The 23171-nt window shown below is 65.6% G+C and carries 21 protein-coding genes; 7 read left to right on the forward strand and 14 right to left on the reverse strand.

The annotated features are described in order from the left end of the window. Window positions 1-29: 29 nt before the first annotated feature. Together FHJ30_RS10420 and FHJ30_RS10425 are read right to left on the reverse strand one after the other, a co-directional pair. A complete protein-coding gene (locus FHJ30_RS10420) occupies window positions 30-419 on the reverse strand; it encodes an iron-sulfur cluster assembly accessory protein (RefSeq protein ID WP_066275924.1) in 390 nt (129 codons plus the stop codon). 189 nt (window positions 420-608) lie between these two features. Continuing rightward, window positions 609-2051, reverse strand: coding sequence for a dipeptidase (locus FHJ30_RS10425; protein ID WP_139029222.1), 1443 nt, complete (start codon window positions 2049-2051; stop codon window positions 609-611). A gap of 91 nt (window positions 2052-2142) precedes the next feature. On the opposite strand from FHJ30_RS10425, the gene FHJ30_RS10430 reads away from it, so the two are divergent. Beyond that, a complete protein-coding gene (locus FHJ30_RS10430) occupies window positions 2143-2742 on the forward strand; it encodes a DUF3043 domain-containing protein (RefSeq protein WP_139029223.1) in 600 nt (199 codons plus the stop codon). 77 nt (window positions 2743-2819) lie between these two features. Here FHJ30_RS10430 and FHJ30_RS10435 read toward each other — a convergent pair whose 3' ends face one another. After that, a complete protein-coding gene (locus tag FHJ30_RS10435) occupies window positions 2820-3890 on the reverse strand; it encodes a quinone-dependent dihydroorotate dehydrogenase (protein WP_139029224.1) in 1071 nt (356 codons plus the stop codon). Window positions 3891-3965: 75 nt separating this feature from the next. On the opposite strand from FHJ30_RS10435, the gene FHJ30_RS10440 reads away from it, so the two are divergent. Both FHJ30_RS10440 and FHJ30_RS10445 read left to right on the forward strand, forming a co-directional pair. Beyond that, window positions 3966-4967, forward strand: a complete 1002-nt coding sequence (locus tag FHJ30_RS10440; RefSeq protein ID WP_139029225.1) for an alpha/beta hydrolase — start codon at window positions 3966-3968, stop codon at window positions 4965-4967. Further along, entirely contained in the window at window positions 4964-5992 is a 1029-nt protein-coding gene (locus FHJ30_RS10445; protein ID WP_139029226.1) for an alpha/beta hydrolase, read from the forward strand. Before FHJ30_RS10440 ends, FHJ30_RS10445 begins: the two co-directional genes overlap by 4 nt. Here FHJ30_RS10445 and FHJ30_RS10450 read toward each other — a convergent pair. From FHJ30_RS10450 to leuA, 3 genes are all read right to left on the reverse strand, one after another. Further along, window positions 5973-6815, reverse strand: coding sequence for an isoprenyl transferase (locus tag FHJ30_RS10450; RefSeq protein ID WP_139029227.1), 843 nt, complete (start codon window positions 6813-6815; stop codon window positions 5973-5975). The two genes, FHJ30_RS10445 and FHJ30_RS10450, sit on opposite strands and share 20 nt — an antisense overlap. A gap of 2 nt (window positions 6816-6817) precedes the next feature. Next, window positions 6818-7570 (reverse strand): DNA repair protein RecO, encoded by a 753-nt coding sequence (recO, locus tag FHJ30_RS10455; protein WP_139029228.1) that lies wholly within the window; start codon window positions 7568-7570, stop codon window positions 6818-6820. Window positions 7571-7668: 98 nt separating this feature from the next. Further along, window positions 7669-9408: a 2-isopropylmalate synthase gene (leuA, locus tag FHJ30_RS10460; RefSeq protein WP_139029229.1), complete on the reverse strand. Its 1740-nt coding sequence runs from the start codon at window positions 9406-9408 to the stop codon at window positions 7669-7671. A 252-nt stretch (window positions 9409-9660) separates the two neighbouring features. On the opposite strand from leuA, the gene FHJ30_RS10465 reads away from it, so the two are divergent. After that, window positions 9661-11613, forward strand: a complete 1953-nt coding sequence (locus tag FHJ30_RS10465) for a M13 family metallopeptidase (protein ID WP_139029230.1) — start codon at window positions 9661-9663, stop codon at window positions 11611-11613. Window positions 11614-11668: 55 nt separating this feature from the next. Here the strand turns inward: FHJ30_RS10465 and FHJ30_RS10470 are convergent, their stop codons facing one another. From FHJ30_RS10470 to FHJ30_RS10490, 5 genes are all read right to left on the reverse strand, one after another. Then, a complete protein-coding gene (locus FHJ30_RS10470) occupies window positions 11669-13117 on the reverse strand; it encodes an LCP family protein (RefSeq protein ID WP_240793686.1) in 1449 nt (482 codons plus the stop codon). A 218-nt stretch (window positions 13118-13335) separates the two neighbouring features. Further along, window positions 13336-14295, reverse strand: coding sequence for a GTPase Era (gene era, locus FHJ30_RS10475; protein ID WP_139029232.1), 960 nt, complete (start codon window positions 14293-14295; stop codon window positions 13336-13338). After that, the gene (locus FHJ30_RS10480) at window positions 14279-15610 is read right to left on the reverse strand and encodes a hemolysin family protein (RefSeq protein ID WP_139029233.1); all 1332 of its coding nucleotides are present in this window, start codon (window positions 15608-15610) and stop codon (window positions 14279-14281) included. The genes era and FHJ30_RS10480 overlap by 17 nt, the downstream gene beginning before the upstream one ends. Beyond that, on the reverse strand, window positions 15607-16080 hold the full coding sequence (ybeY, locus tag FHJ30_RS10485) for an rRNA maturation RNase YbeY (RefSeq protein WP_139029234.1): 474 nt from the start codon (window positions 16078-16080) through the stop codon (window positions 15607-15609). The genes FHJ30_RS10480 and ybeY overlap by 4 nt, the downstream gene beginning before the upstream one ends. Further along, window positions 16077-17165: a PhoH family protein gene (locus FHJ30_RS10490; protein ID WP_139029235.1), complete on the reverse strand. Its 1089-nt coding sequence runs from the start codon at window positions 17163-17165 to the stop codon at window positions 16077-16079. The genes ybeY and FHJ30_RS10490 overlap by 4 nt, the downstream gene beginning before the upstream one ends. 359 nt (window positions 17166-17524) lie before the next feature. Between FHJ30_RS10490 and FHJ30_RS10495 the strand changes: the two genes are divergently transcribed. Then, window positions 17525-18472, forward strand: a complete 948-nt coding sequence (locus FHJ30_RS10495; RefSeq protein WP_139029236.1) for a GerMN domain-containing protein — start codon at window positions 17525-17527, stop codon at window positions 18470-18472. Window positions 18473-18499: 27 nt separating this feature from the next. Here FHJ30_RS10495 and FHJ30_RS10500 read toward each other — a convergent pair whose 3' ends face one another. The 3 genes from FHJ30_RS10500 to hrcA form a co-directional block, all read right to left on the reverse strand. After that, the gene (locus tag FHJ30_RS10500; RefSeq protein WP_139029237.1) at window positions 18500-19294 is read right to left on the reverse strand and encodes a 16S rRNA (uracil(1498)-N(3))-methyltransferase; all 795 of its coding nucleotides are present in this window, start codon (window positions 19292-19294) and stop codon (window positions 18500-18502) included. 2 nt (window positions 19295-19296) lie between these two features. Further along, window positions 19297-20424 carry a molecular chaperone DnaJ gene (gene dnaJ / locus FHJ30_RS10505; RefSeq protein WP_139029238.1) on the reverse strand — a complete coding sequence of 376 codons (1128 nt, stop codon included), beginning with the start codon at window positions 20422-20424 and terminating at the stop codon, window positions 19297-19299. Window positions 20425-20503: 79 nt separating this feature from the next. Beyond that, window positions 20504-21517: a heat-inducible transcriptional repressor HrcA gene (gene hrcA, locus FHJ30_RS10510; RefSeq protein WP_139029239.1), complete on the reverse strand. Its 1014-nt coding sequence runs from the start codon at window positions 21515-21517 to the stop codon at window positions 20504-20506. A gap of 176 nt (window positions 21518-21693) precedes the next feature. On the opposite strand from hrcA, the gene FHJ30_RS10515 reads away from it, so the two are divergent. Both FHJ30_RS10515 and FHJ30_RS10520 read left to right on the forward strand, forming a co-directional pair. After that, the gene (locus FHJ30_RS10515) at window positions 21694-22548 is read left to right on the forward strand and encodes a DUF3097 domain-containing protein (RefSeq protein WP_139029240.1); all 855 of its coding nucleotides are present in this window, start codon (window positions 21694-21696) and stop codon (window positions 22546-22548) included. A gap of 146 nt (window positions 22549-22694) precedes the next feature. Then, entirely contained in the window at window positions 22695-23117 is a 423-nt protein-coding gene (locus FHJ30_RS10520) for a DUF4870 domain-containing protein (RefSeq protein ID WP_139029241.1), read from the forward strand. Window positions 23118-23171 lie beyond the last annotated feature (54 nt).

Genomic DNA, 23171 nt, shown 5'->3' on the forward strand with positions numbered 1-23171 from the left:
CGGCGCCGGCATCGGGCGAAATAACCGGCTTAGTGGAACGAATCGCCGCACGCGCAGGAGCCGCCGGCGTTCGGGTTGTCGATGGTGAAGCCCTGCTTGGAGATGGTGTCCTCGAAGTCGATGCTGGCGCCGCTGAGGTACGGAACGCTCATCTTGTCGACGACAACTTCGACGCCGTCGTAGTCGCGGACTGCGTCTCCGTCCAGGAGCCGCTCATCGAAGTAGAGCTGGTAGATCAGTCCGGAGCAGCCGCCGGGCTGCACTGCAACCCGGAGGCGCAGATCCGTACGGCCTTCCTGCTCGAGAAGGCTGCGTACCTTGCCTGCGGCGACGTCGGTCAGCTTGACCTCGTGGACGGGCAGTTCGTCACTGGCCGTGCTGGTGGTACCGGTGCTGTTCTCATTGGTTGCGGTGCTCATTTGGCCTACCTTCTTAGGACGGTCTGGCGGCGCCGCGCTGGCGGCGCCTGCCCCTACGGTTTCGGTATGGGCTATAGCTACATGCTACGCGGGGCGGAGGTGTAGCTCTAACTCCTGAACGTAACCATGGAAGGTCCCGGGTTGTTCCCCGGGACGGTCGTGCACAGGGCCCCAACCGGTGCCGCTGCCTCAGAGTCCCTGGTGGTTAATCCGGGCCAGGAGCAGGGCCTCGGCAAGGATGGCCTTGCGGAAGTCGCCAAGGTGCAAGGACTCGTTGGCACTGTGTGCCCGGGAGTCCGGATCCTCCACGCCGGTCACCAGGATCTGCACGTCCGGATACAGTTCCGTGAGGTCGGCAATAAAGGGAATGGATCCGCCGATCCCGGTTTCAACGGCCGTGACCCCCCAGGCCTCGCCCAGCGCCCACATGGCCAATGTTGCCGCCGGCGATGACGTGTCGGTCAGGAACGGGTTGCCGCTCTCCCCCGGCGTGAAGGTCACCTTGGCGCCGAACGGTGCGTTCGCCTCCACATGGCGGCGGACGGCCTCCATTGCTTCCTCCGGGACCTGGCCGGGAGCCAGGCGCAGGCTGAACTTCGCCCGCGCGCGGGGCAGCAGGGTGTTCGAGGCCGCGTCCACCGAGGGAGCGTCGAATCCGATGATGGAGAGGGCCGGATTGGTCCACAACCGGGAGGCGATGCTGCCCGGCCCTGCCAGCCGGACGCCGTCGAGCACTGATGCGTCTGTCCGGTAGTCCTCCTCGGAAAGGTCCACGGTGGCTGTATCCCGCGCCACCAGCCCCTCGATCGCGACATTTCCTTCGTCGTCGTGCAGGGTGGCAATGAGGCGCGACAGGAGCGTGGGCGCATCCAGCACCGGTCCCCCATACATGCCGGAGTGGACGGCGTGGCCAAGGACCTGGACTTCGATGGTTCCGTCCACGAGTCCCCGCAGGCTGGTGGTCAGCGCCGGCACCCCCACCTTCCAGTTGCTGGAATCGGCGACGACGATCACGTCGGCGCGGAGCAGTTCCCGGTTTGCTTCCAGGAACGGGCGGAAAGTCGGTGAGCCGGCTTCTTCCTCGCCCTCGAAGAAGAAGGTGACGCCGAGGCCCAGCGAACTGCCAAGAACTTCCGTGACCGCCGCGTAGGCGGCTATGTGCGCCATGATGCCGGCTTTATCGTCCGCCGCGCCCCGGCCGTACAGCCGTCCGTCCTTCTCGACAGCGGTGAAAGGTTCGGTCTGCCACAGGCTTCGGTCCCCTGTGGGCTGGACGTCGTGGTGGGCGTAGAGGAGGATCGTGGGCTTGCCGTCAGCAGCAGGCCGTTGGGCGACGACGGCGGGGCCTCCGGGAGTGCCGTCAGGCTTGTCGCAGCTGAGGATCCGGACGTTCCCGAGACCCACGCCGCGGAGCAGTTCCGCCACGGCTTCGGCGCTGCGTTCCAGCGGGGCCCGGTCGAAGCTTGGCCAGGCGATGCCGGGGATGGCGACCAGTTCTTTGAGCCTGGCCAGGGTCTGGTCAAAGGAGCGGTCAATGGCGGTACGGAGGTCTTCCGTCCAGCCGTGTCCTGCAAGGCCCGGGGATGGAAGGGCACTGTGGTTGTGCGGCGTTGCCGTCGGCGATGAAGTCATGGCAAAACATTACCCGCGTCACATCACCTGCTTCAGGCAACGCCTGGCTTCGGCATGACGTCCGTTCCCCGCCGCAAGGTATTCTGTTCTGGTGTTCGGACGTAAAAAGGAAGCGCCCTCGGCGCAGCAAACAGTAGACCAACAGGCTGCAGAGCCGGCGCGGCCAGAGGGATTGGCCGGCAAGGGGGCTCCGACTCCCACGCGTAAAGCACAGGAAGCGGCCCGCAGGCGGCCACTGGTCCCGGAGGACCGGAAAGCCTCCAAGGCAGCCGAGCGCCAGGCAGTCCAGGACCAGCGGCTTAAGATGCGCCAGGCGCTGGACACCGGTGACGAAAGGTTCCTGCCGCTGCGCGACAAGGGTCCGCAGAAACGGTTTGCCCGCGACTATGTGGACGCCCGCTTCAGCCTCGGTGAGTACTTGATGTTCGGCGCCCTCGTCTTCGTCCTGGTGTCCTTGGTGGTCCCGGCGTCCAGTGACATGATGATCTACGTCCTCGGCGGCTTCTGGGTGATGTTCCTGGCCGTCTTCGTGGACGTGTTCATCCTGTCCCGCCAGCTCCGTAAGCGGCTCACTGCGAAATTCGGCGAGGTTGAGCGCGGAACTGTTTGGTACGGATCCATGCGTTCCCTGCAGTTCCGCAAGCTCCGCCTCCCCAAGCCCCAGGTCAAGCGCGGCCAGTACCCGGCCTGAGCCCACTGCGGCACGCTCCAACAGACAATAAAAACCCCGGCGGGTTTCCGCCGGGGTTTTTTCACCTTTTGAGGGGCTTAGGAGCGGCGGCCCTTGGCCAGTTCGCGGTTGATCCGGGCAGCCCAGAACGGTCCTTCATAAAGGAAAGCCGTGTAACCCTGGACGAGGGTCGCCCCGGCGTCGAGCCTGTCCTGGACATCCTGCGCTGTTTCGACGCCGCCGACGGCCACCAGGGTGAGGGCGTCACCGGTGACCTGCTTTAGCCGCCGCAGCACCTCAAGGGAACGCTGCTTCAGCGGTGCGCCCGAAAGTCCTCCGGCGCCGCACTTTTCCACCTCTTCCGCCGGTGAGGCCAGGCGGGTCCTGGCGATGGTGGTGTTGGTGGCGATAATGCCGTCCAGCTTGAGGTCCAGCGCCAGCCGTGCGACGTCGTCGATATCTTCATCGCTGAGGTCCGGGGCGATCTTCACAAGCAGGGGTACGTGGCGCCCTGCTGCCCTGTCCGCTTCTGCACCCACAGCCGTAAGCAGCGGCCGCAGCGACTCCACATCCTGCAGCAGCCGGAGGCCTGGGGTGTTGGGGGAACTTACGTTGACCACCAGGTAGTCCGCAGCCGGTGCAAGGCTGCGGGCACTGACGAGGTAATCCTCCACGGCGTCGGCCAGGTCCACCGTTTTAGTCTTGCCGATATTGACGCCGATAACGGGCCGAACGCCCGGGTGCCGCCGCTGGAGGGCTGCACGTGCGGCCTTGAGCCGCGGGGCCACGGCCGTTGCGCCGTCATTGTTGAATCCCATCCGGTTGATGACCGCCCGGTCCTCCACCAGCCGGAAGAGCCGCGGTTTCTCGTTGCCGGGCTGGGGCTGGCCGGTGATGGTACCTACTTCCACGTGGCCGAAGCCAAGCTCCGTCAGCGCCTCGATTCCGTGGCCTTCCTTGTCGAACCCGGCAGCAAGCCCGAACGGTGAAGGAAAGGTTATTCCAAAAGCGGTGGTCTGGAGGGACGGCGCGGGAGCTGTCAGCTTCGCCAGGAATTTCCCCGCCCCGGAGCGATGCGCCAGCCTGATGCCCGTGAATCCGATCTTGTGGGCGCGCTCGGCGTCCATCCATGAAAAGGCCAGCCTGAAGAATGTGGGATAAACGCGCATGCCCCTAGTTTTCCGTCTTGGACGGCCCAGACCAAAATGAGGCGGCGGAAACCGGCGGCGGATTAGCATAAGCCCATGGAATGGCAGCAGGACATCCTGGGCGCTGACTTCGAGTCGCATGCCTTCCGCGCCACGGGGCCGGACGGTGTGGAGCGCACGGCCACCCTGGTCCGGTTCCGCCCCGCACCCAGGAAGTTGCCCCAATCCCCGGGCCGCCGCAGGGCCGTCCTGTTCCTGCATGGCTGGAGCGACTATTTCTTCAACGTGGACCTTGCCCGCTTCTGGTCCACGGCGGGTTATGACTTTTACGCACTGGACATGCACAACCACGGCAGGAGCCTGCGTCCTGACTTCCCGGGCGGGTACGTCGCGGACCTCACGGATTATGACGCTGAAATCGAAGCCGCGTTCCGGCTGATCGGCCAGGACGGCGCCGCCCCCTCACTGACCCTTATGGGCCATTCAACAGGAGGGCTGGTGGCGGCGCTGTGGGCCAGCCGGCACCCTGGCAGGGTATCCCGGCTGGTTCTGAACAGCCCGTGGCTGGAAATGCATGGAAGCTCCCTGGTACGGCGTGCGGCGTCCAGGATGGTGGGGCCTGTTGCGCGGTTCCGGCCTGAAGCCGTGCTTCGGCTTCCGGAGCGTGGGTTCTACTGGCGGACGATCAGCAGTTCGGCGGACGGTGAATGGACGCTGGATGACCGGTACCGTCCCCCTATGGCGTTTCCCGTCCGGGCAGGCTGGCTCAATGCGGTGCTGGCCGGGCACTCCAAGGTGGCCCGGGGACTTAACATTGATGTTCCCATCCTTGTCCTGCTGTCCAGCGGCAGCGCCAACGGCCTCTTCTGGTCTGAAGAGATGCGGCGGACGGATGCCGTACTGGACGTCAACATCATTGCCGCCCGTGCCCTTACACTTGGCCGTACGGTGACCGTTGAACGGATAGGCGGTGCCCTTCATGACGTGTTCCTCTCCCCCGCCGCGGTGCGTGCGGATGCCTACGCCCGGCTGGCACGCTGGCTCAGGGCCTATGGGGACGAGGAGCCCGGGCGGTCCGAAAGTTGGAAGAGCGGATGAACGGCGGGCACACAGGCCCGGAAACAACCACCGCCCTGTGGTTTGCCGATTTCCTGGGGCCGCGTTTTAAGCAGCGTTTGCTGGCGCTGGAGCCCGATGACGAGGGTGAAGTGTGCGCAACGCTTGTCCGTTGCGCACAGCACGCGCCACGGCAGGGGACGGCGGGACAACGGGCGGCCGTCAACGTGGTCCTGTATGTCCACGGCTGGGCGGACTACTTCCTCCAGGCGGAAGCCGCGGAGTACCTGACCGACGCCGGGTTCCCCTTCTACGCCGTGGACCTGCGGAAATTCGGCCGCAGCCTGCGCCCCTGGCAAACGCCGGGCTTTACTGATGACCTGGCCGTTTACGACGAGGACCTGGCCGCGGCGATTAGCGCCATCAGGGAAGACCTCGCGGAAGAATTGGGGCCGGACGTTGAGCCCACGGTTCATCTGCTGGCCCATTCCCTGGGCGGACTGATCGCCGCGCTGTGGGCGGACCGGCACCCTGAAGCGTTGGGCACCCTGATTTTGAACGCCCCCTGGCTGGAGCTGCAGGGCAGCAGCATCATCCGCACAATCGCCATGCACCTGGTGGACCCGCTGTCCAGGGCCGACCCCCGCCGTCCGTTGTGGCTTCCCGAGATGCCCGGCTACTGGCAGAGCGTCAGCAGTGAGGCCCACGGGGAGTGGCACCTCGACCCCCTGTGGCGGCCCAAGGCATCATTTCCCATCCGGGCTGGCTGGGCGAAGGCGGTCCTTGCCGGCCACGCCGCCGTGGAGCGGAGGCTGGACATCAAGGCCCCGGCGCTGGTCATGCTGTCGGACCGGACCCACATACAGGTCGACTGGTCAGCTGAGCTGATGGCGGCGGACGCCGTCATTGATGTGGAGGAAACCGCGAACCGTGCGCTGCGCCTAGGCCGGCGGGTGGCGGTTTTCCGTTACCCCGGTGCGATCCACGACGTCTTCCTGTCCCGCCGCGGTGTGCGGGAGGAAGCATACCGGGACCTGGCAGCGTGGCTTAGGGGCTATCCGGACTAGGGGCCGCCGGCGCGGCAGCATCCACTGCTCCGCCGTACCGGCGGTCCCGCTGGGCATACTCCTCCACTGCCGCCCACAGCGTCCGGCGGTCGACGTCCGGCCACAGGGTGTCCATAAAGACGAACTCCGCGTATGCGGACTGCCACAGCAGGAAGTTGGACAGCCGCTGCTCGCCCGAGCTGCGGAGGAACAGGTCGACGTCCGGCAGGTCCGGCTCGTCAAGGTGCTTCTGGATGGTCTTCTCCGTGATGGCACCCGGCTTCAGCCTGCCGGCGGCGACCTCGGCGGCGATGGCCGAAACGGCGTCGGTAATCTCAGCCCGGCCGCCGTAATTAACACACATGGTCAACGTGCACGTGCTGTTGCCGGCCGTGTACTCCTCGGCCTCTTCAAGCTCCCGAATGACCGAGCCCCACAGCCGGGGCCTGCGGCCGGACCAGCGGACGCGCACGCCCCATTCATCCAGCTGGTTCCTCTGCCGGCGCAGCACATCCTTGTTAAATCCCATCAGGAAGCGCACTTCCTCCGGCGACCGGCGCCAGTTCTCCGTGGAAAAGGCATACACGCTGACATACTCGATACCCAGTTCAATGGCCCCAGCCATGACATCCAGCAGCGCCGGCTCCCCTGCCTTGTGCCCTTCAATCCGGGGCAGTCCGCGCTGGTTGGCCCAGCGCCCGTTGCCGTCCATCACGATCGCCACGTGGCGGGGAATGAACTCTGCGGGGATGGCGGGTGCCACTGCACCGGAGGGATGCGGGTAGGGGGCAACCACCGGGTGGGTGCGCTTACGGGACGCGGGGTTCTTTTTGCCGAGGGCCACTGTCAGCTTCGCTCCACATGTTTGAGGGACTTCAGGACTCGTTCAAGATGCCATTGCAGGTAGGCGGCCACCAGGCCGGCAGCTTCTTTCCGGTGCACGGGAAGGGAACCGTCCGCTGTCGTCCAGTCGCCCGTCAGCAGTGCCGCCAGGAGGACCACGGTTTCCGGCGCCGGAGCCGGCGAGCCAGGGGGCCTGCATCCGCTGCAGACCATTCCTCCCAGCGGGGCGGAGAAGGCGGTGTGGGGGCCGGCAGCCCCGCAGCGGGCGCAGTCCGTGAAGCTCGGGGCCCAGCCGCCGGTGGCCAGGGCCCGCAGAAGGTAGGAATCAAGGATCAGTCCGGCGGCATGTTCGTCCCTGCTGAGGGACGCCAGCGCGCCCACCAGCAGGTTGTACTGCGCTGTCCCCGCCTCGCCGTCCACGTCCGTCAGCTTTTCAGCGGTCTCCGTCATGGCAGCGGCCACCGTGTACCGCCCGTAGTCCGCGGCGATGTTCCCGCCGTAAGCACCCTTGGCCACGGCCTGGGTAACGATGTCCAGAGTCTTCCCGGACACAAGCTGCAGGTCCGCCACCATAAAGGGCTCAAGGCGCGCGCCGAAACGGCTGCTGGTGCGCCGGACCCCCTTGGCAACGGCACGTACCTGTCCGTGGTGCTTGGTCAGGAGTGTGATGATCCGGTCCGCCTCGCCCAGCTTGTGGGTGCGCAGTACGACGGCGTCGTCGCGGTATGCGCGGGAGGCGAAAGAGTGTTGGGCCACGCCTTATCTTCCCATCCTTTGCGGGCACAATTCCGCCGCCACGGGGGCGGGGCGCCCTTGTGCCGCCGGCGGGTCCCGGCGGCACAAGGGTGCGCTGTCTAGGCCCGGGCGTCCCGGATGGCGCGGTTCACGGCTGAAATGACTGCCTTCAGTGAAGACATGCTGGTGTTGGCGTCGATGCCCACACCCCACAGGACACGCTCCCCCACGGCGCATTCGACGTAGGCGGCCGCCATGGCGTTGCCGCCTTCGGAGAGGGCGTGTTCGCTGTAGTCGAGCACCCGGACGTCCACGCCGTCTTCGCGCAGGATGCTCAGCAGTGCGGCGATGGGGCCGTTGCCGGTGCCGGTCCGCTGGACCTGCACGCCGTCCACGGTGAGCGAGGCGTGAAGCGTCATGCCGCCGTCGTCATCCGTTTCCGTCTTCACAGCGCCGAGGGAATAGCGGCCCCACTGCCCGTCGGCCTTCCCGGACGGCAGGTACTCGTCCTGGAAGACCTGCCACAGCTGGGCGCCGCTTACTTCGCCGCCCACCGTGTCCGTCCGCTTCTGGATGACGCCGGAGAATTCGATCTGGGCGCGGCGCGGCAGGTCCAGGCTGTGCTCGTTCTTGAGGAGGTAGGCCACGCCGCCCTTGCCGGACTGCGAGTTGACCCGGATAACGGCCTCGTAGCTGCGGCCCAGGTCCTTGGGGTCCACGGGCAGGTAGGGCACCTGCCAGGTGAAGTCTTCGACGGCCTTGCCGGCAGCCGCTGCGTCCCGCTCCAGCGCCTCGAAGCCCTTCTTGATGGCGTCCTGGTGCGAGCCGGAGAACGCCGTGAAGACGAGGTCGCCGCCGTAGGGTGACCGCTCGGGGACGGGGAGCTGGTTGCAGTACTCCACGGTCCGGCGGACGTCGTCGATGTTGGAGAAGTCGATCATGGGGTCGATGCCCTGGACAAACAGGTTAAGGCCCAGCGTCACCAGGTCAACATTGCCGGTCCGTTCACCGTTGCCGAACAGGCAGCCCTCGATGCGGTCGGCGCCGGCCATGTAGCCCAGTTCCGCGGCCGCCACACCCGTGCCGCGGTCGTTGTGCGGGTGCAGCGAGAGGATGATGCCTTCGCGCGGGTGCAGGTGGCGGCTCATCCACTCAATGGAGTCGGCGTACACGTTGGGGGTGGCCATCTCCACCGTTGCGGGCAGGTTAATGATGACCTGGCGGTCGGCGGAGGCCTCAAAAACATCCGCCACGGCGTTGCAGACGCGCACGGCGTATTCCAGCTCCGTGCCCGTAAACGACTCCGGGGAGTACTCATAGGTCACGTGGGTGTCCGCGAGGGTTTCCTCGTACTTCTTGCACAGCCGCGCACCCTGCAGGGCGATGTCCAGGATGCCGTCCTCGTCCTGGTTGAAGACCACCCGGCGCTGCAGGACGGAGGTGGAGTTGTACAGGTGCACGATGGCCTGCTTGGCGCCCACCAGCGATTCGTAGGTTCGCTCGATCAGGTGCTCGCGGGCCTGGGTGAGGACCTGGATGGTGACGTCGTCCGGGATGTGGTTGCCTTCAATGAGCTGGCGGACAAAGTCGAAGTCCGTCTGGGAGGCCGAGGGGAAGCCTACCTCGATCTCCTTGTAGCCCATCCGCACCAGGAGATCGAACATCTTCATTTTGCGGGCGGGGCTCATGGGATCGATCAGGGCCTGGTTGCCGTCACGCAGGTCCACCGCGCACCAGCGGGGGGCTTTGGTAATGACCTTGTCCGGCCAGGTGCGGTCCGGCAGCTCAACCTTGATCTGGTCCTGGAAAGGCGTGTAGCGGTGGGCAGGCATTCCTGAGGGCTTCTGTGCGTTTCGCATTACTATCGGGGCCTTTTCTGTGGTTCTTCGTTGAAAGGGTGGCCGGGCAACACAAACTCCGCAGCGAGGGTGGGCCTTGCGCTAGATCGCGTCTGAGGCCTCGCCGCGGCAGCTAAGGAGAAGGAGCTCTGCACGCACCTTTTGAGGGTAACACGCGTGCGTAAGATGAAAGGGCACTACCGTCCGTAAAGTCCACCATGCAGACGCCTCCGGGTATTCGACCGGGCGCGGCCCTTCATCAAAGGAGTTTCAGTGCCCATATCCGGGATCGACCTGTCCACCATCGACCACACGGTCCGGCCGCAGGATGACCTGTACCAGCACGTCAACGGTGCCTGGCTGAAGGCCACGGAAATCCCTGACGACCGCCCCCTGGAGGGCACCTTCACGGCCCTCCGGGACGGTTCGGAGATCGCGGTCCGGGACATCATTGAAGAAGCGGCAGCCAAGGGTGGGGCCGCCAGCGGAATCGAGCGGAAGATCGGGGACCTTTACAACAGCTTCATGGATGAGGCCTCTGTGGAGGCCAAGGGCCTTGAACCGATCCGGCAGAGGCTGGCGGCCGTGTTCGCCACGACCTCCGTGGCAGAGCTCGTGTCCCTGGCAGGGCGGCTCTTCCGGGCCGACGTTGGCGGGCTCTTCTACATCTACCCCGCGCCGGACGCCGGCAACCCCGACCGGATTCTTTTGTACACCGGCCAGGGCGGCCTCGGACTTCCCGACGAGTCGTACTACCGGGAAGAGAAGTTCGCACCGATGGTCACTGCGTACCAAGCGCATGTAAAAACCATGCTCGAACTGGCGGGCGTGGCCGACGCCGGTGCCGCCGCAGGGCGGGTTGTGGAGCTGGAGACCAAGCTCGCATCCCACCACTGGGACAATGTCACCCTGCGGGACCCGCAGAAAACCTACAACCTCAAGACGGCGGACGAAGCGTCCGCCCTGTTCCCGCTGCTCACCACCTGGTTCGAAGCCGCCGGGATCGACGAGGCCAAACGGCAGGAAATCGTGGTGAGCACCCCGCCGTTCTTCGAGGGCGCCGCGGCGCTCCTCGAATCCGAGCCCCTGGCCCACTGGCAGGAATGGCTCGCCATGCGGGTGGTGAGCGCCGCGGCCCCCTACCTGTCGTCGTCGTTCGTGGATGCCAACTTCGCGTTCTACGGGACCACCATCAGCGGCACCCCGCGGAACAAGGACCGTTGGAAGCGCGGCGTCGCCGTCGTCGAAGCGGCACTGGGCGAAGCCGTGGGACAGATCTACGTGGCCCGCCACTTCCCCGAGACGCACAAGGCCCGCATGCAGGCGCTTGTTGCCAACCTGATTGAGGCCTACCGGCAGAGCATCACCGCAGTGGGCTGGATGGGAGAGGCCACGAAGGCGGAGGCGCTTCGGAAACTGGAGGGCTTCCGGGCGAAGATCGGCTACCCGGAGGAATGGATTGACTACTCAGCCGTGGAGATCGATCCGGCTGACCTCCTGGGCAACGTGGAGCGTGCACACAATGCCGACGTCGACCGGCACCTTGACGAGGTGGGCAAGCCGGTGGACCGCAACAAGTGGCTCATGACACCGCAGACGGTCAACGCGTACTACCACCCCATGATGAACGAAATCGTGTTCCCGGCAGCGATCCTGCAGCCTCCGTTCTTCACCGCCGACGCGGACGACGCCGTGAACTACGGCGGCATCGGGGCCGTCATCGGGCACGAGATCGGCCATGGTTTTGACGACCAGGGATCCCAGTTCGACGGCGGCGGAACGCTGCGGAACTGGTGGACGGATGAGGACCGGCAAGCTTTCGAAAAGCTCACCGCCAAACTCGTGGCCCAGTACGATGCCCTGTCACCCTCCGCGGCGCCGGGACACAACGTCAACGGCCGGCTCACTCTTGGCGAAAATATCGGCGACCTGGCCGGGCTGGCGATCGCCTACAAGGCGTATCAGATCAGCCTTGACGGTAAGGAGCCGGAGGTCCTGGACGGCCTGACCGGGGAGCAGCGCTTTTTTGCCTCCTGGGCCGCCGGATGGCGGCAGGTCATCAGGCAGGAGGAAGCTATCCGCCGCCTCGCGACGGACCCCCACTCCCCCAACGAGTTCCGCACCAATGCCATTGCCAGGAACCTCGACGCCTTCCACGAAGCATTCGATGTTTCCGAGCAGGACGGCATGTGGATGCCTCCCGGGGAACGCGTCAGCATCTGGTAGCAGCGCGGGATGGGGCCCGCCCTCCGGCGGGCCCCATCGACGTTAAGCCTGCCTGCTAATCCCCGACGACAAGGGCCGGGTTGGCCTGCTGGCAGGAAGCGTCTTTTGCTGTCTGGTTAACGATGTCCTCGGGCAGTACGGCCGCCCCGTACGTAGTGCCGGCGGTGAAGTCGGTACCGAGGTACACCTGGACCCCCGCAATGTTCGGCGCAGGCAGCATCTGTGCGGCCGGGATGCCCAACATCGCCGCAACATCCGCTGCAACATCCGCGAAATCCGCGCCGTAGTAGACCACCGACTGCGCCACCGCCGTCGCCTCGAACTGGCCGGCCTGCGTAAATCCGCCGGAGCTCAGTGCCTGGACAATTTCCTGCGCACGGCCCGGGACGCCGCTGCCGTTGGCCACAGTGACCGGTTGCAGGGCTTTGTCGTAGGGCGGGAGCGCAGGCGCGGTTTCCGTGGGGGCCGTGGTGGGGGGCGCCGATGTTTCGGAAGGCGCCGGCGACGGCGCGGTGGGATCGGTCAGGTCGACGTCCTGGCGCAGGGCGGAGAAGAGCTGGGAACCGGCGGGCTCAGCAATCTGGAGCCTGTTGGGATCCATCACTGCCGGCGCAGTGGGGACAGCCACGAACGCCACTTTGCTGATGTCGATGTCCTTGAGCCGGGTCCCGATGGTGAGCAGGCTTGGCACCGAGGCGAGTCCTTCATCGACGGTCAGGTTTTGGGTGACGACGTCGGCGATCTTCAGCATCTTGCCGGGATCCGAAAGCGTTCCGTCGTCCTTGATCTTGCGGGTCAGGGACGACAGGAAGCCTTGCTGCGCCTTGATGCGGCCGAGGTCGCCGCCGTCGGCAAAAGCGTGCCGGGTGCGCAGGAACGCGAGGGCCATTTCGCCCTGGACCGCGGAGGTTCCGGCGGGCAGCCGGAGGCGGGAGTCAGGATCGTAGACGGCGTCGCTGATGCACACCTCGACTCCCCCGACCGCGTTGGACAGTTCCTTCACCGCGTTGAAGTCGGCCATCATGAAGTGGTCAACCTCCAGGCCGGTGAGCTTGTTGACCGTATCCACGGCGCAGCCAATGCCCGCTTCCGCCATGGCTTCGTTGATCATCACGCCGCTGCGGGCAGGATAGACCTGGTTGGTTTTTGTGTCCTTGCACTGCGGGATGTCAACCAGCAGGTCCCGCGGGAAGCTGATGACGCTGACGCGTTTGTTGTCCTCGGAGATGTCCATCAGCATCATGACATCGGACTTGCCGTATCCGTTAGAGTCATCCGCGGTGCCGTAGCCGGAGTTCTTCCCGTCACGCGTGTCCGAACCGAGAATAAGGATCTGCATCCGTCCGGAGGCGTCACTCACCGAATCGGTGCTGCCGCCGCCTGCATTCAGGGGGGCTTTGGAAATATTGCCCTGCAGGCGCAGGAACCAGAAGCCGGCAAACACGAGGCCGCCGACAATGGCCACTGAGAGGACGGCTGTGACCACCTTGAGCCACACCGGCATGCGGCTGACGGGCCCAAGATGGCGGGCCGCGCCGGCGGCTCCGTCCTCGGCATGTCGGGATACGGGTCCGGGCCCTGCGGGCCCGTCGAATCCGTTGTCGCGTCTATCGCGGCCTAGCCCCACGTGGTGAACCTTCCTCTAAAAACCAAATCCGGCCCATTTTAGTGGCCCAGGCTGGGAAAATGCCGGGCGGTCTGCGCCGGCACGGCTGTCGCGGCTCAGAAGCCCAGCTTTACCAGCTGTTTCGGGTCCCGCTGCCAGTCCTTCGCCACCTTCACGTGAAGGTCAAGATAGATCCGCGTGCCGAGGAGCGCCTCGATGCCCTTGCGGGCATTGGTGCCAACTTCGCGCAGCCGGCTGCCGCCCTTGCCGATGATGATGGCCTTCTGCGAGGGACGTTCAACGTACAGGTTGACCCGCACGTCCAGCAGCGGGCTGTCTTCCGGCCGGTCTTCGCGGGGAACAATTTCCTCCACCACAACAGCGAGCGAGTGGGGCAGTTCATCGCGGACGCCTTCCAGCGCCGCCTCCCGGATCAGTTCGGCGACCATGACAGCCTCGGGCTCGTCCGTCAGCTCACCGTCCGGGTACAGCGGGGGCGACGGCGGCATGTGGCTGATCAGGACGTCCGCCACGGTGCCCACCTGGAAGCCGTCGGTGGCAGAAACGGGAACGATATCCTTCCAGCCGTCCTCCCCCATCACCTCCCGGCCGAGGGCCGCAACAGCCAGGAGCTGTTCGGTCAGGGCCTGGCGGTCCACGAGGTCGGCTTTGGTGACGATGGCAATCACGGGCTTGCTGCCCACTGCTGCAAGCTGCGCGGCAATGAATTTGTCCCCGGGGCCGATCTTTTCGTTGGCCGGCAGGCAGAAGCCAATCGCGTCCACCTCGGCCAGCGTGTCTGCCACGAGGTCGTTGAGGCGCTTCCCGAGAAGGGTGCGGGGGCGGTGGAGCCCTGGCGTATCCACGAGGATGAGCTGGGCATCCTCGCGGTGGACGATGCCTCGGATGGTGTGGCGGGTCGTCTGCGGCTTCGCGGAAGTAATAGCCACTTTCTTGCCCACCAGCGCGTTCGTCAAAGTGGACTTGCCCGCGTTGGGCCGGCCCACCAGGATCGAGAACCCTGCCCGGAAACCGCCAAAATCGTCGTGGCTTTCGGCCTTATTTTTCTTGCTCACGTGAGACTCCCTGCTGGGTTGCTTCCGCCTCGTCGAAGAGGTCTTCAAGGTCAGTGTCTTCTTTTGCCAACGGCGCCGCAATGATGTGGCTGACGCGGTTCCGTCGGCCTTCAAGCCGGTCGGCCCGGAGGGACACGCCGTGTACCTCCACGGAGCTCCCCACGATGGGAACGCGGCCCAGGGCCTTGGCGAGGAGGCCGCCGACGGTGTCCACTTCGTCGTCGTCAAGCTCAATGTCAAAGAGCTCCCCGAGGTCGTCGATGCCCATGCGTGCGCTGACCCGGTACGAGCCGTCACCCAACGCAACCGCCTCGGCGCTTTCGGTGTCGTACTCGTCCACGATTTCGCCCACGATTTCCTCGATCAGGTCCTCCAGGGTGACCAGACCGGCCGTTCCGCCGTATTCATCGATCACGATGGCCACGTGCGTGGACTCTTTCTGCAGCTCGCGGAGCAGGTCGCTGACGGGTTTGGACTCCGGTACGTACCGGACGTCGCGGGCGAGCGACTCCACCAGCGGCGGTTCCTCATTGGGCGCCAGCTCATGGATGACGGCGGCAACATCCTTCAGGTAGATGATGCCGAGGATATGGTCGGTGCTGTCGCCGATGACCGGAATCCGGGAATAGCCGGAGCGGAGGAACAGGGACATGGCCTGGCGCAGGCTCGACCCCGCCTCGATGGTGAGGATGTCTGTCCGGGGCACCATGACGGCCCGGACAAGGGTGTCCCCGAAGTCGAAGACGGACTGGATCATCTCAGCCTCAGTGTCCTCGATCATGTCCGACTCGCTGGCGCGCTCCACGAGTTCACGGAATTCCTGCTCGCTGAAGAACGCCTCGTCACCGCCGGGCGCTCCCGGGGCCGCGGTACTTCCAAGCCTCACCAGCCAGCCGGGGATGGGCCCCAGGACCCAGGTGAGGAAACGGATCATGGGCGCGGTGAAGCGGACAACAGCAGCTGCGTGGAGCCGGCCGAGCTGCCGCGGTGAGACGCCAACAATGACAAAGCCCAGCAGGGCCATGATCCCGGTTGCCGCCAGGCCCGCAAGCCAGACATTGCTGAGCAGGCTGTAGAGCAGGACGGACACGGCGACGGCGGACGCCATTTCGAACCAGATGCGCCAGAACCGCAGGGCCCTGATGTGGGCCACCGGCTGGCCGAGGATGCGCCGCAGGGCGCCACCGCGGCTTTTGACCAGGGCTTCTTCGGCGTCATGGCGCGGAATGAAGTTGAATGCGGCCTCCGCCGCGGTCAGCACGGCCGCAACGGCCAGGAAAACCAGGGCCATTGCCACGAGGAGCAGGGGCGTCACTGGGTGGTCTCGGCAGGCGCTTCTTTGCCGGTGAAGCCGGACAGCAGTTCACGCTGGAGCCCGAACATTTCGGCCTTTTCCTCGGGTTCGGCGTGGTCGTAGCCCAGCAGGTGCAGGATCCCGTGGGTGGTCAGCAGCAACATCTCGTCCTGGAGGGGGTGGCCGGCGTTTTTGGCCTGGACCTTGGCCACCTGCGGGCAGATGGCAATGTCGCCCAGCATTCCCTGCGGGGTGGGCCGGTCCGGCGTACCCGGGGTCAGCTCGTCCATGGGCACGGACAGCACATCTGTGGAGCCCGGCTCATCCATCAGCTCAATGTGGAGCTTCTCCATGGCAGGTTCGTCCACCAGCAGGATGGACAGTTCAGCTTGCGGATGGATGTAGAGCTGTTCGAATATGTACCGGGACAACGCCACGAGTTCAGCTTCATCCACCTGGACGCCGGACTCATTGTTCACCTCGATGCTCATGCGTGTTCCCCCCGCTTGCCGGCGCCCGCCGAATGCTTCACCCGGCTGCGCTGTGCGTCATCCCAGATGCTGTAGGCATTGACAATATCCCCCACCAGCCGGTGCCGGACAACATCAGCTGCGTCCAGCACGGAAAAACTGACGCCTTCGATGCCCTGCAGGATCTCCTCGACAATGCGGAGCCCGGAACGGGTGCCGAAAGGCAGGTCCACCTGGGTGACGTCACCGGTGACCACCATCTTGGAGCCAAAGCCAAGCCGAGTCAGGAACATCTTCATCTGCTCGGGCGTGGTGTTCTGCGCCTCGTCAAGGATGATGAAGGCGTCATTGAGCGTCCGTCCGCGCATGTAGGCCAGGGGAGCCACTTCTATGGTGCCGGCCGCCATCAGCCTGGGAATGGACTCCGGGTCCATCATGTCGTGCAGCGCGTCGTAAAGCGGGCGGAGGTAGGGATCGATCTTGTCGCTCAGGGTTCCCGGCAGGAATCCCAGCCGCTCCCCCGCCTCAACTGCCGGACGCGTCAGGATGATCCGGCTGACCTCCTTCTGCTGAAGCGCCTGCACTGCCTTGGCCATGGCCAGGTAGGTCTTGCCGGTTCCGGCCGGGCCGATGCCGAAAATCACGGTGTTGTCGTCGATGGCGTCAACGTAGGTCTTCTGGTTCAGCGTCTTAGGCCGGATCGTCTTCCCGCGGCTGGACAGGATGTCGTGCGTCAGCACGTCCACGGGGTTTTGCAGTGACTGGGTACGCAGGAGGGCCACGAGCTGCTGCAGGACGGCCGGACTGATGACGGTTCCACGGGCCACCAGGCCGCGGACCTCGTGGAGGAGCCGCATGATGCGGGGCACGTCGCTGGCAGGACCGGTGATGGAGAGCTCGTTGCCGCGGACATGGAAATTGACGTGCGGGAACTGTTCCTCGATGAAGCGCAGCGCCTCATCGTGGCTGCCCAGTGACTGGACCATCTGGTCGGAGTTGTCGAAAACAACAACTTCGGTACGGCTGCCGGGGAGAGAGTGGGGAAATTCCCCTGCGGCGCCTTCGCCCGTGTTGAGCCGGCGCTTTCCATTCGCTGATTCAGTCATGGTGATGGCCCGCAGGCCCGTGATCCCCTCAAAGTCCGAAAATAAATGTCCACCGCCGGGCCGGTCACCGCATCCGGTGCGCCTTGCCCAAGCGGTCCCTCCATCTTACGCCAGTACGGCGTCGACACCGGATTGTCCCACTACAAGGACAAGCGTGAACACGCCGTCCGGTACAGGAGGTTGCGTCATTAGGTATCAACTTCATATCGGCCTCATATCGTTCCTGTTGCAGTTGGCTCCAGTGGCGCCGGCACGGCCATTCTGTTCGATGCCCTGTGCCATGCTGGAAATCCAGATTCATTGCTGGAGTACCGCCGCCCGGGGAAGCGGCCCATTCGTGAAAGGACGGGCAAACAAACGTGCCGGAATCTGCTGCGCCCCTGAGGGCAGGACGACGACAGGGCCGTGTCCGCCCTGCGGTCCTCGCGGCTGTTCTGGCAGTGACACCGCTCCTGGCGGGGTGCCTCGCCGAGCCGAATCCTTCACCGAGCGGGCTCCTGAATTCCGGCCCTGCTGCCACCGGCACTGCGCCGTCCACCAGCGCACCGCTCGAAACCACGCAGTCCTCCAACAAGGCGCCGGTGTACTGGATTGGCCGCACCGGCAGCAGCGTGTTCCTCTACCGTGAGTTCAGGGACGTGCCGGAGCAGGAGAACCCCGTGACCCGTGCCCTGCGGGCGATGATGCAGGATAAGCCGCTTGACCCCGACTTCTTCACCCCGTGGCAGAACCCCAGCGAGCTGGCCACCTCGATTTCCGGCAAGGACGTCATCACGGTGGACGTGTCCGAGGACGCGTTCAACAGCAACCTCGACGCCGACATGGCGGCCCGTGCCGTCCAGCAGCTGGTCTACACGGCCACGGCCGCTGCGGCCAGCTCCGGGCTCATCGATTCCGGGCAGCAGATCCGCGTGCGGATCCTGGTGGACGGGCACACAGACTACGTTGCTTTCGGCCACGTCCAGCTGGGCGACCCGATGACGAGGGCCGCGGGCATGGTGGCGCCCGTCTGGGTCATCGATCCGCAGGAAAATGTGGAAATCGCCGGCGGAAGCGTGAAGATCACCGGCCGCAGCACGCTTGCCGGCAGCAAGTTGCGCTGGCAGATCCAGCGGATGGAGGCGGGCGGCACCAAGGCGCCCTTCCTCACCGGAGAAACAACGGCCTCTGCCGAACCGGGACAGGGAGGGCTCTTTACGCTGGCCCTCACGCTCCCTGCGGGCGACTACGAGCTGCGCGTTGCCCAGGCCGGCGCCAGCGGGCAGCCGGATCAGAACGAGGACTCGCGGGCCTTCAAGGTCCGCTAGCCCGCACCCTGCAGCTCCGCTGCCTGCTCAACCGGCAGGTGCGGCGCCAGGGGCCGCCCATCGTCCCAGGACGTCGCTGGCGAGCACGACGGCGGCGGGCCCGGCAGTGGATGAGCGCAGCACATGGGGGCCCAGCAGCGCCGTGACGGCACCTTTGCCGCAGAGGCGGGTGACTTCCCGGGGACTGATGCCGCCTTCCGGTCCAACAAGCAGGAGCACTTCCCGCGGTTCCGTCCCGTTTCCGCCGCCCTGCCATGCTTCCAGCACGGTCCGCAGGGGCCTGACCGCGTCCTCATGCAGGATTATGGCAAGCTGAGCCGTCTCCACGAGGCCGGCCAGCGCGGCCGTGTCGACGGCGGGCCGTACCTCGGGAATCCATGCGCGGCGGGCCTGCTTGGCTGCCGCCGTGACCACGGACTGCCATTTGGCGTGGGCTTTCGCCGCCCGGTCGCCTTTCCACCTGACGATGGACCGCTCGGACTGCCAGGGTATAACGGCGTCGATCCCCAGCTCTGTTGCCGTCTCAATGGCAAGTTCGTCCCTGTCGCCTTTGGCCAGTGCCTGCACCAGCACCAGCCTGGTGCCTGGCTGCGGCTCGACGGACAGGGAGGCGCACTCAACATCCAGCCCGGACGGGGATGCCGCCAGCACCTTTCCGCTCATGCGGGTCCCGGCGCCGTCCACGATGTCAACGGGCTCGCCGGGGGCGATCCGCTTCACCGTGACGGCGTGCCGCGCCTCGGGCCCTTCAAGGACAAAGACCTCCCCCGCCACCATCTGGTCAAGGGAACCGGGAGGGGTGAAAAAGACCGGGTTGCTCACCGCTACAGGTTACCGAGCCGGTCCCGGAGCTTGGCGAACATGCCTCCGCTGGCCGCAAGCTTTCCTTCGGTGATCTGCTCACCGCGGAGTTTGGCAAGCTGCCGCAGGAGGTCCTCCTGTGCAGGGTCGAGTTTCGCGGGGGTTTCGACCTGGAGGTGCACTTTCAGGTCGCCGCGCCCGTAACCGCGGAGGTGGGTCACGCCAAGTCCGCGAAGGGTGATGATCTCGCCGGACTGGGTGCCGGGCTTGACGTCGATTTCCTGCGGCCCGTCGAACGTTTCCAGGCTCACTTCGGTACCCAGGGCTGCCGCCGTCATGGGAATGTGCAGGGTTGCGTGGAGGTCGTCGTTGTCCCGGACATACGTGGCGTCGTTGTTTACGCGGATCTCGACGTAGAGGTCGCCGGCAGGGCCGCCGGCAGGACCTGCTTCGCCCTGGCCCGAGAGCTGGATGCGGGTTCCGGTGGCCACGCCGGCTGGAACCTTGATGGTCAGTGAACGACGGCTGCGGATGCGTCCTTGGCCGCTGCACTCGTTGCAGGGGTCCTTGATGACGGTGCCGAAGCCTTCGCAGGTTCCGCACGGGGCGGCGGTCATGACCTGTCCCAGGATGGACCGGACTGCGCGCTGGACCTGGCCGCTGCCGCCGCAGATGTCGCAGCGTTCCGGGTGGGTTCCCGGCTGGCAGCACGAACCGTCGCAGGTGGGGCACATAACGGCTGTGTCCACTTCCAGTTTCTTATTGACGCCGAAAACAGCGTCACGCAGTTCAATGCGGACACTGATGAGGGCGTCCTGGCCGCGCCTGACGCGGGAAGCCGGGCCGGTGCTTCCGCCGGCACCGAAGAAGGTGTCGAAAATGTCCTGGAACGCGAAGCCCTGGCCGGCGTATCCGCCTCCGCCGAAGCCGTTGTCCGTGCCGTTTTCGTTGCCGGTGGTGTCATAGACGCGGCGCTTCTGCGGGTCAGAGAGAACCTCGTAGGCGTGGGTCACGGCCTTGAAGCGGTCCGACGCGTCCTCACCCGGGTTGACGTCCGGGTGGAGGGTGCGCGCCAGTTTGCGGTAGGCCTTCTTGATCTCTTCTCCCGTGGCCTCCGGTGAGACTCCAAGGACGTCGTAGTGGCTGCTCAAAGTTCGTATCTCTTCCTTGTTGTACTGCCTGCAGTTGGACTGCGGAAAATGCTCTGCCTGCCCGGGGAACCGGAAAACGTCAGGGGCCCAGGATCCGCGAAAGGTACCGGGCGACGGCCCTGACGGCGGCCATGGTGGTGGGATAGTCCATCCTGGTTGGCCCCAGGACGCCGATTTTGGCAACGTGGTCCGGACCGTACCCTGTTGCAACCACGGATGCCTCGGCCAGGCCGTCGTAGGGATTCTCGCGGCCGATGCTGACAGCCACTCCGCGGTGGTCCTGCGCCATTTCGCTCAGCAGGCGGAGCATGACCACCTGCTCCTCAAGCGCTTCGAGGACCGGACCGATGCTGAGCGGAAAGTCCACGTTGGACCGCGCAAGGTTGGCTGTGCCCGCCATGACCATGCGGTCCTCCCTGCTGCTCTGGGCCAGTCCCTCGAGGCCGACGGCGAGGGCATGGGCGGCCTGCCTTTGGCTCGGGGCCGCTGTGGCCACCACCGCCGGCAGGGACTGGGCGAGCTGGCTCAGCGGCGTGCCGGCAAGGGATCCGAGGAACCGTGCCCGCAGGCTGGCGAGGGCGTCATCCGCCAGGTCCTGGCCGACGTCGATAACGCGCTGCTCCACCTTGCCGCTGTTGGCGATCAGCACCACCAGCACCTTCCGCGGTGCAAGGAGGACGAACTCGATATGGCGGACCAGTGCCCGGCTCAGGTGCGGGTACTGGACCACCGCGACCTGGTTGGTCAGCTGCGACAGCAGCCGGACGGTGCGGTCAAGGACGTCGTCAAGGTCGTCCGATCCTTCCAGCAGTGACTGGATGGCCCTCCGTTCCGCCTGGGACAGCGGTTTGACTGCAGAGATCTGGTCCACGAACAGCCGGTAACCCTTGTCTGTGGGGATACGCCCGGCGCTGGTGTGCGGAGCGGTGATCAGGCCCTCTTCCTCCAGGGCGGCCATATCGTTCCTGATCGTCGCGCTGGACACACCGAGATGGTGCCGCTCCACCAGGGCCTTGGACCCGACGGGTTCCCGGGAGTGGACGTAGTCCTCCACGATTGCACGCAGCACTTCGAGTTTGCGTGGCTCGCTCACACTCCACCTCCATCCAGGGTTCGGGGCGGCAGCACCGCCCGCGCTGTGCCACCTCAAGGGTTAGCACTCGACATGCCTAAGTGCTAACAGTCTATTATGCCTCCCCCCGTTGCTAGCATTGGTACCGCTCCGGGCGAAATTCCGGACCTGTACCGAACGCTAGGCGGAGTGAAACCATGCAGTACCAGAACTGGGGCCCGCGGGACTTGTCCGCTCCCGCAAAGACTGAACTGCCCGAGGTGCCCGTTGAACGGGGAATGGTGCTCGAGGACGTCCAGTCCGGCTGGGTGGGTGCCGTGACCCGCGTCGAAAAATCCGGCGGAATGCATGTGGTTGCCCTGGAGGACAGGCGCGGAAAGTCCAGGTCTTTCCGCTTGGGCTTCGGATTCCTTCTCGAAGGGCGGGCCATCAAGCTCCTGCCCCCGGCCCCGCGGCAGGCAGCCGGTGCCGTTGCCGGGCCCGGCCGGACGGCTTCCGGGTCAGTCCGGGTTGCCGGCCAGCGGGCGCAGGTGGCCAAAGCCAGCCGCATCTGGGTGGAGGGAAAGCACGACGCGGAACTGGTGGAAAAGGTCTGGGGAGATGACCTGCGCGTGGAGGGCATCGTCGTCGAACCCCTCCACGGCATTGATGACCTCGCGGCGGCAGTCGCAGGGTTCAGGCCCGGACCCGGCAGGCGGCTGGGTGTCCTGGTGGACCACCTCGTGCCGGACTCCAAGGAATCACGCATAGCCGACGCCGTTATGGCCTCGCCGGGTGCCGCGGGGAACGTCCTGATTGTGGGGCACCCCTATGTGGACGTGTGGCAGGCCATCCGGCCCGCTGTCCTGGGCATTGAGCAGTGGCCAGTGGTGCCGCGCGGGCAGGACTGGAAGACCGGCATCCTCGCAGCGTTCGGCTGGCCCCATGCCACCAAAGAGGACATCGGACTCGGCTGGCAGAAACTCCTCGGCGCCGTCCGCACCTACGCAGACCTTGAAGCCTCGCTGTTGGGGAGGGTTGAGGAAGTCATCGACTTCCTCACCGTTCCCTGAGGGCGCTCCACCCCGGCGCGCGCATTCCGGCGCCGATACCGGGCAGTACCAAGTATTCTTGGTACTGCGGATCCTGCAACAATGCAGGCCTGCGCACCAAGTAAGCATTCTTGGCCGGCACCATTGCACTTCAGAAGGAACAGACTGTGGCAGAAAACGCACGCGATCACAGGGACACCCAGGGCGGCCAGGGCCGTTCGGAGTACCACGGCGTTCCCGCGAATGCGCTGCCCCTCACAGCCAGCGAAGACCGCCAATGGGCCACGATGGCCCACTTTGGGGGCATCCTGGGCTGTGTTCCGTCGCTGCTGATCTACCTGATCTTCCGGGACCGGGGGCCTTTCACCGCCCAGGAATCCAAGGAAGCCCTGAACTTCAGCCTGCCGCCCACCATCGCTGCCCTGGTTGCGAACATCCTGGTGGTCTTCGTTCCCGTGATCGGCAACGTCTTTGCCGTCATAGCCACCCTCATCTGGATTGCCCTGACCTGCTTCTCGGTGGCGGCCGGCATCCATGTCAACCGTGGACAGCCGCACCGGTACCAGTACAACCTGCGCTGGATCAAGTAACTCCACCCCGGCCCCGCAAGGCCGCACCGGCTCCACGGCCAGGGAACGCTGCGG

Source organism: Arthrobacter sp. BB-1 (assembly GCF_006151685.1).
GTDB lineage: Bacteria > Actinomycetota > Actinomycetes > Actinomycetales > Micrococcaceae > Arthrobacter.

Bases quoted from the DNA above. Each gene is read 5' to 3' on its own strand.
- FHJ30_RS10470 (WP_240793686.1), bottom strand. From the start codon at position 13,117: ATGCCGGTGTGGCTCAAGGTGGTCACAGCCGTCCTCTCAGTGGCCATT.
- FHJ30_RS10435 (WP_139029224.1), bottom strand. From the start codon at position 3,890: ATGCGCGTTTATCCCACATTCTTCAGGCTGGCCTTTTCATGGATGGAC.
- FHJ30_RS10515 (WP_139029240.1), top strand. From the start codon at position 21,694: ATGCAGTACCAGAACTGGGGCCCGCGGGACTTGTCCGCTCCCGCAAAG.
- FHJ30_RS10420 (WP_066275924.1), bottom strand. From the start codon at position 419: ATGAGCACCGCAACCAATGAGAACAGCACCGGTACCACCAGCACGGCC.
- FHJ30_RS10490 (WP_139029235.1), bottom strand. From the start codon at position 17,165: ATGACTGAATCAGCGAATGGAAAGCGCCGGCTCAACACGGGCGAAGGC.
- FHJ30_RS10440 (WP_139029225.1), top strand. From the start codon at position 3,966: ATGGAATGGCAGCAGGACATCCTGGGCGCTGACTTCGAGTCGCATGCC.
- leuA (WP_139029229.1), bottom strand. From the start codon at position 9,408: ATGCGAAACGCACAGAAGCCCTCAGGAATGCCTGCCCACCGCTACACG.
- ybeY (WP_139029234.1), bottom strand. From the start codon at position 16,080: ATGAGCATCGAGGTGAACAATGAGTCCGGCGTCCAGGTGGATGAAGCT.
- FHJ30_RS10445 (WP_139029226.1), top strand. From the start codon at position 4,964: ATGAACGGCGGGCACACAGGCCCGGAAACAACCACCGCCCTGTGGTTT.
- FHJ30_RS10425 (WP_139029222.1), bottom strand. From the start codon at position 2,051: ATGACTTCATCGCCGACGGCAACGCCGCACAACCACAGTGCCCTTCCA.